General features: G+C 62.6%; 8 protein-coding genes and 1 pseudogene. 4 read left to right on the forward strand and 5 right to left on the reverse strand.

Translation table 11 applies throughout. The features are described from left to right. Positions 1–143: 143 nt before the first annotated feature. Positions 144–428 (forward strand): annotated as a pseudogene (locus tag CD928_RS15875) (nucleotidyltransferase); the annotation flags it as partial. A gap of 40 nt (positions 429–468) precedes the next feature. Here the strand turns inward: CD928_RS15875 and CD928_RS15880 are convergent. Continuing rightward, entirely contained in the window at positions 469–789 is a 321-nt protein-coding gene (locus tag CD928_RS15880) for a DUF736 family protein (protein ID WP_095388103.1), read from the reverse strand. Between the two features lie 646 nt (positions 790–1,435). Here CD928_RS15880 and CD928_RS15885 point away from each other — a divergent pair. Together CD928_RS15885 and CD928_RS15890 are read left to right on the forward strand one after the other, a co-directional pair. Continuing rightward, positions 1,436–2,647, forward strand: a complete 1,212-nt coding sequence (locus CD928_RS15885) for a type II toxin-antitoxin system HipA family toxin (RefSeq protein WP_095388104.1) — start codon at positions 1,436–1,438, stop codon at positions 2,645–2,647. Next, positions 2,644–3,645 (forward strand): helix-turn-helix domain-containing protein, encoded by a 1,002-nt coding sequence (locus CD928_RS15890; protein ID WP_095388105.1) that lies wholly within the window; start codon positions 2,644–2,646, stop codon positions 3,643–3,645. Before CD928_RS15885 ends, CD928_RS15890 begins: the two co-directional genes overlap by 4 nt. A gap of 350 nt (positions 3,646–3,995) precedes the next feature. Here CD928_RS15890 and CD928_RS15895 read toward each other — a convergent pair whose 3' ends face one another. From CD928_RS15895 to CD928_RS15910, 4 genes are read right to left on the reverse strand one after another with little or no spacing between them, the layout of a single operon-like run. Then, entirely contained in the window at positions 3,996–4,412 is a 417-nt protein-coding gene (locus CD928_RS15895; protein WP_011542785.1) for a hypothetical protein, read from the reverse strand. A 33-nt stretch (positions 4,413–4,445) separates the two neighbouring features. Next, positions 4,446–5,885 (reverse strand): mercury(II) reductase, encoded by a 1,440-nt coding sequence (gene merA, locus CD928_RS15900; RefSeq protein WP_011542784.1) that lies wholly within the window; start codon positions 5,883–5,885, stop codon positions 4,446–4,448. A gap of 10 nt (positions 5,886–5,895) precedes the next feature. Then, positions 5,896–6,177: a mercury resistance system periplasmic binding protein MerP gene (gene merP / locus CD928_RS15905; RefSeq protein WP_041384122.1), complete on the reverse strand. Its 282-nt coding sequence runs from the start codon at positions 6,175–6,177 to the stop codon at positions 5,896–5,898. A gap of 14 nt (positions 6,178–6,191) precedes the next feature. After that, positions 6,192–6,563: a mercuric transporter MerT family protein gene (locus CD928_RS15910; RefSeq protein WP_011542782.1), complete on the reverse strand. Its 372-nt coding sequence runs from the start codon at positions 6,561–6,563 to the stop codon at positions 6,192–6,194. 74 nt (positions 6,564–6,637) lie between these two features. Between CD928_RS15910 and CD928_RS15915 the strand changes: the two genes are divergently transcribed. Further along, positions 6,638–7,093, forward strand: a complete 456-nt coding sequence (locus CD928_RS15915; RefSeq protein WP_011542781.1) for a helix-turn-helix domain-containing protein — start codon at positions 6,638–6,640, stop codon at positions 7,091–7,093. The last annotated feature ends 256 nt before the right edge of the window (positions 7,094–7,349 follow it).

Consider the following 7,349-nt stretch of genomic DNA (forward strand, 5'->3'; position numbering starts at 1 on the left):
TTGCGCTGCGCGCGCCTCCGGTCGGGCTACGCCCGCCCTCCGCCGCACGCAGCGCAAGGCGACCCTCAACTAACCGGCATCATATCCGAAAAGGGGGTCCCTCTTCGACGCCGATAGGGGGTCCCTTTTGAACGCCGTTTGACATCCATAATCTCGGCTTCCTCCGGACTCAGGCCGAGCGGATCGATCTTCGGCTCGTCGATGCCTGGCCGCGCGAGCGGCGCATCGATCAGAAGCGATGGGAGAAGCTCAAGGAAGCCTATGTGAAGGCGCGCTATTCCAAACATTATCGGATCGGCGTCGAGGAACTGCGCTGGCTCGCCGCGCGCGTCGAAGAGCTTGGCGCGATCGTTCACACGCTCTGCAGCGAACGTATCGCCCAGCTGGAAGCGGAATTGCCCCGCGTCCGATATAATGGTGAAGCGTAAAGGCGATGGCCCCGCCCGAAGGCGGAGCCATCGCGGCGGGTCAGGCCGGCGGGTTCCAGATGATGACCTTCTTCATCGGATCGTCGCCGGGGGCGTTGGCGACGTTGCCGTAGATGGTGCCGAACTCGGGGGCCGAGAGCGTGACCGAGATATATTCGGCGCCGCTGTTCTGCGACTCGCGGGTCCACGCCGCGCCCAGTTCGAAGCCATTCTTGCGACTGACGATACGATAATCGGGCTCGCTGTCCTTGATCTTGCGCCCATTGGGAACGATCGCGATCGGTGCCGAAACCGTGAGCGTTGCGAGATTGCCCTCGAAGCTGCCGTCGGACTTCACGACGAGATTTGCGATGGTGGCCATGTCCTGTCTCCTTGGTTGGTCGGGGACCATCCCCGATGGCGCCAACCGGAGGGTCCGGCAGCCGCCGTCACCGGAGCGCGAGCGAAGGGCGAACCCCGCCAGGGGTTGATGGCACTAGGCTGAGGAGACCCGCAGACCGGCGACAAGGAGGGGTGGTTTTCGTCCGGCCACGGGAGAGGGCCGCGAAGGTCACCGGCCTCGTCGGTGATGGCAGTCGGCAGGGGGGCGGTTTTTGAACCAAGCGCCCCAACGGCGAGATTCCGCTTGGCGCGCGCGAGGGCTTGGCTTCGAGGCCTCGATGCCGCCAACGGATCGGGAGGCTTTGGCAGGCGTCGCTTTTCCCGGAAGCTATAAACGGCCCAACCGGTCCCTATGGTTGAACCGGGCACCCTAGGATGGCCGAATGAAGAGTATGTCTTCAAATGCGGATGGGGATCCTTCAGACCAAGAATGCCCCGGCCTTGCCACCCATGCATCAAGTTTGGCCGATCTCCACATTTCGCTACAGATCTATGTCAAAATTGATTTTTATCGGCCGTGGCGCGCAAAGGGTTCGCTATGATTTAATCCTTTTCATGGGATTTATATAGAGAAAATATCCGGACAAAAATTCGATAAAAATCAAAATTGCTTTATTTTTATCGCCATGATACGAGAAAAACATAGCAATTTTGATCGGAGAAGTCGAATCGCCGACCGGGAAGCCATCGTCACCTATAAGGGCGCGCGCGCGGGGCTGCTCAGCGAGGCCGGACGCGGCAGTCACTTCGCCTATGATGACGGCTGGACCGCCGACATTGCCTGCGCGTTGCCGGCGACAAAGCGCGATCATGTCAGCCGCGATGCGTTGATTCCCTTTTTCGAGCATCTGGGTCCGGAAGGGTGGCTGCGCGGCTTGCAGGCGCGTGCGGGCGGCGCCGCCGATCAGGATGATTTCGGGATATTGCTGCAATATGGCGCGGACTGCATCGGCGCGGTCGGCATATTGCCGTCCGACGGGATTGCGCCGGTCCATCATCTCGATGGCAGCGTCGCCGAGGAAGCCGCGGTCACCGCGTCGCGCACTATCTCGGGCGTGCAGCGCAAGCTGCTCGCGTGGCGGGATGAGGCGACATTCCGCCCGTCGGTCGAGGCGAGCGATCCCGCAACGCATATCGCCAAATTCAACCATAATGACGAACCGACGCTCGTCCAGAATGAGGCGCTGAGCTTGCGGCTTGCGCGCGAGATATTGGGCGAGAATGAGGTAACGCGCGCCGAGCCAGCGGTTGTCGCGGGCATCGAGGGGCTTGCGCTTCTCGTCGAGCGCTTCGATCGTGTCGATGGCGAACGGCTCCGGCTCGAGGATTTCGCGCAAATCCTCGGCAAGCCGCGTGGGCCTGAGTTCGGCGGCAAATATGACGCAAGCTATGAAGAGGCGGCGAGCGTCATCGCCCATTTTTCATCGCGCGCGCGGCTCGACCTCGTCCGTTATTTCAAGCTCGTTGTCTTCAATCTCGCGCTCGGCAATGCCGATGCGCATCTCAAGAATTTCTCGCTTCTCGAACGGCCGGAAGGGCTGCGTCTCAGCCCCGCCTATGATCTGCTGAACACACTCCTTTATCCTTTCAACCGCGAGACGGCGCTCGAGATCGGCGGCAGGAAGCGCGAGTTCGACACGCTCAGCCGCCCGATTGTCGAAGCCTTCGGGGCCGAAATCGGTTTGCCGAAAGCGGCGGTCGACTTGGCGCTCGGCGAGCTCGCCAAGCGGCTCACCGATCCCAAGACGCTTCGCTTCGCCGCCCGCGTCGATGAAGGTGATTTTCGCGCCCGCTTCAAAGCGGGCGTCGAGGAGAATAGCCGGAGGATATTGGCATGACCGACTGGCCGCTCGACTGGCAAGCGCTCGTCGATGAGGCGGTGCGCCGCCGCAAGGAAGAAGGACATACGCAAAAGTCGCTCGCGGCGATCGCCGGGGTGAGCATGCCGACCGTCAACGCGTTCGAGCGGGGCGATATCAGGCTGCGCCTTGAAAAGGTCTTCGACATACTTGGCGCACTCGGCATGGTGACCCTGCCGAGTGCGCCCGGCAGTCTGGCGGCCTTCGTACGCGCGGCGCGCCAGCGCTGGTCCGAGCTCGTTGAGCCGCTGCCGCCCGCGCATCCCTCGCGCCAGTCGCTCGGCCATGTCACCTATGCGTATGCGATCGCGGACGGCGAAATCGAGTTGCCGCTCGGGTCGCTGCGCAAGCAGCTCCAGGACCTCCCGTCGACCTCGGGCTGGTCGCCTTTCTGGGTGCCGACGAAAGACAATATCCGGCCCGTAATCCGCGATGCTCTTATCGAGTGCTGGATCGGCAACCCCGACGCCGATCGTGTGTTCCGCGACGCGGCGCATAGCGACTTCTGGCAGGTGACCGGCGATCTCAAGGCCTATCTCCAGCGCGGCTATCAGGAAGACGGCTCGGGCAATCTCGAGCCGGGCACGATCTTCGATCTCACCCTTCCGGTTTGGCGGACCGCCGAGGTTTTTGTCCATATCCTCAACCTCGCGAAGGCGCTCGATCTCGATCTTGAGGCGCCCATTCAGTTCGAAAGCCGCTATACGGGGCTGGAAGGCCGCGAGCTTGTAACCTGGGCGGCACCGCTTCGTCGTCGGCCGGTCGCGGAAACGCATCGCAGCCGCACCAATGCGGTCAAGCTCGCGACATCAACGAGCATCATCGAGTTGATGAATGATTTCGGCGATGTCGTGCACCGAATCCTGACGCCGCTCTATGATCTCTTCGACGGCTTCGATGCGACGCGGCAGTTCGTCGAAGCCGAACTCGCCGAATTCCGGAAATCGGCACTTCAGGCCCAGGTCGAGCCGCGGTGATGAGGGGCCGATCCGCTGGTCGGCCGCCCATAGCTTCGACATCGTCACCCGACCGGCACGACGCGGAATCCCACGGGAGAATATCTCTCGGTCTTCGTGACGGAAAGCGAAGATATGCGGCTGTCGAATGCTCCGCTGGACTGACAACCGCGGACACAAGTTCGTGCCGTTCATCTTCCCCGCTCGCCGGAGCCCCGGGTAAGGATTAAATTCCGGGATCGTCTCGGCGTGCGGAACATCGGCTTTGCGCCCAAGCCCGGCCATTCACCGCCAGCGACGCGTGGCCCAAAACCAGTCGTTCGCAAATGGGCCATTATAGCAGTGGCCGGACGTCCGATCTCCCACGAAACCTAACAGCTGCGAGAAACGCCCTTATCTTTGGAACGCGAGAACTTGCCCCATGCCCGTTCGCTGCCCCACCACAGAGCGGCAAACCCGCCAAGCGTGACTCCGCCCAGAATACCCCAGCCATGTGGCCCCAGCGGCAGCATCCCAATCGCGTAGGCGACGACCAGTATCGCCATCCCAATCAGGAACGGTCCGGTGAAACGGCAATGAGTCCGGCCGCACCGTCTGGCGTTCATGATACAAGCCGCACCCATGGAGGCCAGCATGACGGTCCAGATGACCGCGCGGGGCGTAGGTTCCAGCCACATGGCGGCCAGCATGGCTAGGCCGGGAATAGCCCAGAGCCCGACAAGCGTGCGCCAGTTACCCGACCAATCCCCGGCGCCGCTGGCGGGATCGGAACCGCGCGGGCTACTCATGTCATCTCACCGCCGCGACGCGACCGAGCAATCTTATCCTGCACAGCAGGACAGCCTTTTCACATCCCGATCGAATGTCTGCGCAGCCAGCTTCAGTCCTTCGACCGTGGTCAGATAGGGGAAGATCATCTCCGCCAGATCGTCGATCGTGAGGCCGCAGCGGATCGCCATGGCGGCGGTCTGGATACTGTCCGCACCTTCCGGCGCCAAGATATGCGCGCCCAGCAGTTTGCGGGTCCGGCCATCCGCAACCAGCTTGATCAGGCCGCGCGTGTCGCGAGCCGCCAATGCGCGCGGAACATTCTCGAGCGGGAGGGTCGAGGTTCGCGTTGCATATCCTGCCGCGATAGCCTGCGCTTCGGTGAAGCCGACACTGGCTACCTGCGGATCGCTGAATACGACGGCCGGCATGGCCGAATTGTCGTACCGCAGGCTATCGCCGTTCAAGGCGTTCTTGGCGGCGATCTTTGCGCCATAGGCTGCCATGTAAACGAACTGGTCTCGGCCCGTCACATCGCCGGCGGCATAGACGCCGCGCACCGAGGTTCGCATATGGTCATCGACAATGATGGCACCGCTGAGCGTCTGCTTCACCCCTGCCTCGATGAGACCGAGGTCCTCCACATTCGGGGCGCGCCCGGTCGCTACGAGAAGGCGCTCCGCGACGATGGTTTCGGCGACCCCGTTGCGCAGGACGGTGAGCGCAGTGCCCCCTTCCGCCGTCTTGTGGGCCGACTGATAGGCGAGGTCGCCCAGAACCGTGATGCCTTCGCTCGAAAGATAGTCGGTCAGCGCGGCACCGATCTCCGGCTCCATATCGGGGAGAAGGCGGCTGCGGAAAACGAGCGTCACGTCGACGCCGGCGCGGGAGAACATCTGGGCGAGTTCCACACCGATATAGCCGCCCCCGAGGACGATCATCGATTTCGGCAACTCGGTCAGGTCGAGCGCGGTAGTGCTGTCGAGCGCATCGACGTCCGGAAGGCCCGGGATAGCCGGCACCGCCGGACGCGTACCTGTCGCAATCACGATCCGGTCAGCGGTGAACCGCCTTCCACCGGCCTCGACGCCATTTTCGACGAGCCGCGCCGTGCCTTCATGGTAGGCGATATTATTGTAGAGAGGCAGGAGATCCGCATATTTCGCCTGACGAAGGCCCGAGACGAGCGAGTCCTTTTCGGCGATCACCTTGCCCCAATCGGCCATTCGTGCCCCGGCCTCGACACCGTTGAACCGCATCGGCGCGGCATTCGCGTGGTGAATGCTCTCGACCGCGCGGATCAGCGCCTTGGAAGGAACGCAGCCGACGTTGACGCAGGTTCCGCCGATGGTGCCGGCACCGATAACGGCGACTTGGGCTCCTTGCTCCGCCGCGGTAATCGCGGCCGAGAACCCAGCCGAGCCGCCGCCCACGACGATAAGGTCGTACTTCTTGGCCTGAGAGCCGTCGCCCCGATTGCAGCAATCACTCATGATACGACTTTCACTTGCGGACTCGGGAAGGGTAGCCAGCGTTGGTGGTCGCCGCGATCAACGCCGCGGTGCTGGTCTTGGCGTCGTCATAGGTGACCGTCGCGGTATGCGTTTTGGCCGACACTTCGACAGCGGTCACGCCGGGTACGCGCGACAGGCTCTTTTTGACGGTGGGAGCGCAGGTCACGCAGGTCATGTTCTCGACCGCCAAGGTGGTGGTCCGGATTGCGGCAAAGGCCGGCCCGGATGCGAACAGCGCAGCCGCGGCCGCGAACAGGGTAAGCTTCTTCATCATGGTCTCCTTGTTCAAAGGTCGAGGAATAGGGGGGCGAGATAGGGGAAGAGGACGGCGAGTCCGATCAGCGCCGTTGCAAGCCACAAGGCCGTCTTTGCCAAGCGGTTGGAGGAAGGCGTGCCGCACTCGCCCTCGGCGCAGACCACGCGCGGCTGACGATAGATCCGCCAGAACCCGGCGGCCAGGAAGGCGATCGCCACCGCCAGGAAGATGGGCTGATAGGGGGCGAGCGCGGTCAGGTTGCCGATCCATGCGCCACTGACGCCCAGTGTGAAGAGCACTAGCGGGACGATGCAGCAAGAGGCCGCGCCGAGCGCGCCCAGACTTCCTCCAACAATCGCTATCCACGCACCACGTCTGGAAGCCGTTTTCGGCTGGGTCATTTTCTGTTCTCCGAATCACGTTGTTGACCCTAGATAGGATCTGTAGCGGCTACAGGTTCAAGAGGTATTTCAGCATGGATCGGAAAAATCTGCAGGACACAGCGCCCCGGCTCCCCATCGGAGCACTGTCGCGGCGCACCGGATGCAACATCGAGACGATCCGCTATTATGAGAAAATTGGCCTGCTCTCCGCGCCTGCGCGCAGCGACGGCGGTCACCGGCTCTATGGCTATGGTCATCTCATGCGGCTCGGCTTTGTGCGGCGCGCGCGGGAACTGGGCTTCACGCTGGACGAGATCCGCGCGCTGCTTCGGCTGGCCGAGGACCGCGATCGCCCATGCACCGAAGCGCGCGAGGTCGCCGTGGTCCATCTGACCGACATTCGTACCAAGATCGCGGATCTTCAGGCCATGGAGTCGGTGCTTGCCGAAACCGTCGTGCGATGCGCGGATGGCAAGACCCCGGAATGCCCGCTGCTGGAAACGCTATTCGGTTCGATCGATCCGTCTGCCCGGCCTCCTGCCGGCTAGCCGCCGTCGGCCAGCACAGACCAATGTCGGTTTTCGCAAGGACGACGCTTTGGCGAAGCTCAATGTCTGCTTCTTTCATTTTCAGTCCGAAAGCCGACAGGCTGGAAACGTTGAGAGTTTCGGACGCCGCTAGGCGTCGGAAAGTCTTCGATGCCCGAACCGCGGTGGTCATGAGCTAAGCTATGGGGAAAGCTGTTTTGGTCTGATTGTGGGGAAGCCAGGTGCTGCCGAAAAGCGGACGTGCACGATAGCGGAC

The sequence above is a fragment of the Sphingopyxis sp. GW247-27LB genome (assembly GCF_002277025.1).
GTDB lineage: Bacteria > Pseudomonadota > Alphaproteobacteria > Sphingomonadales > Sphingomonadaceae > Sphingopyxis.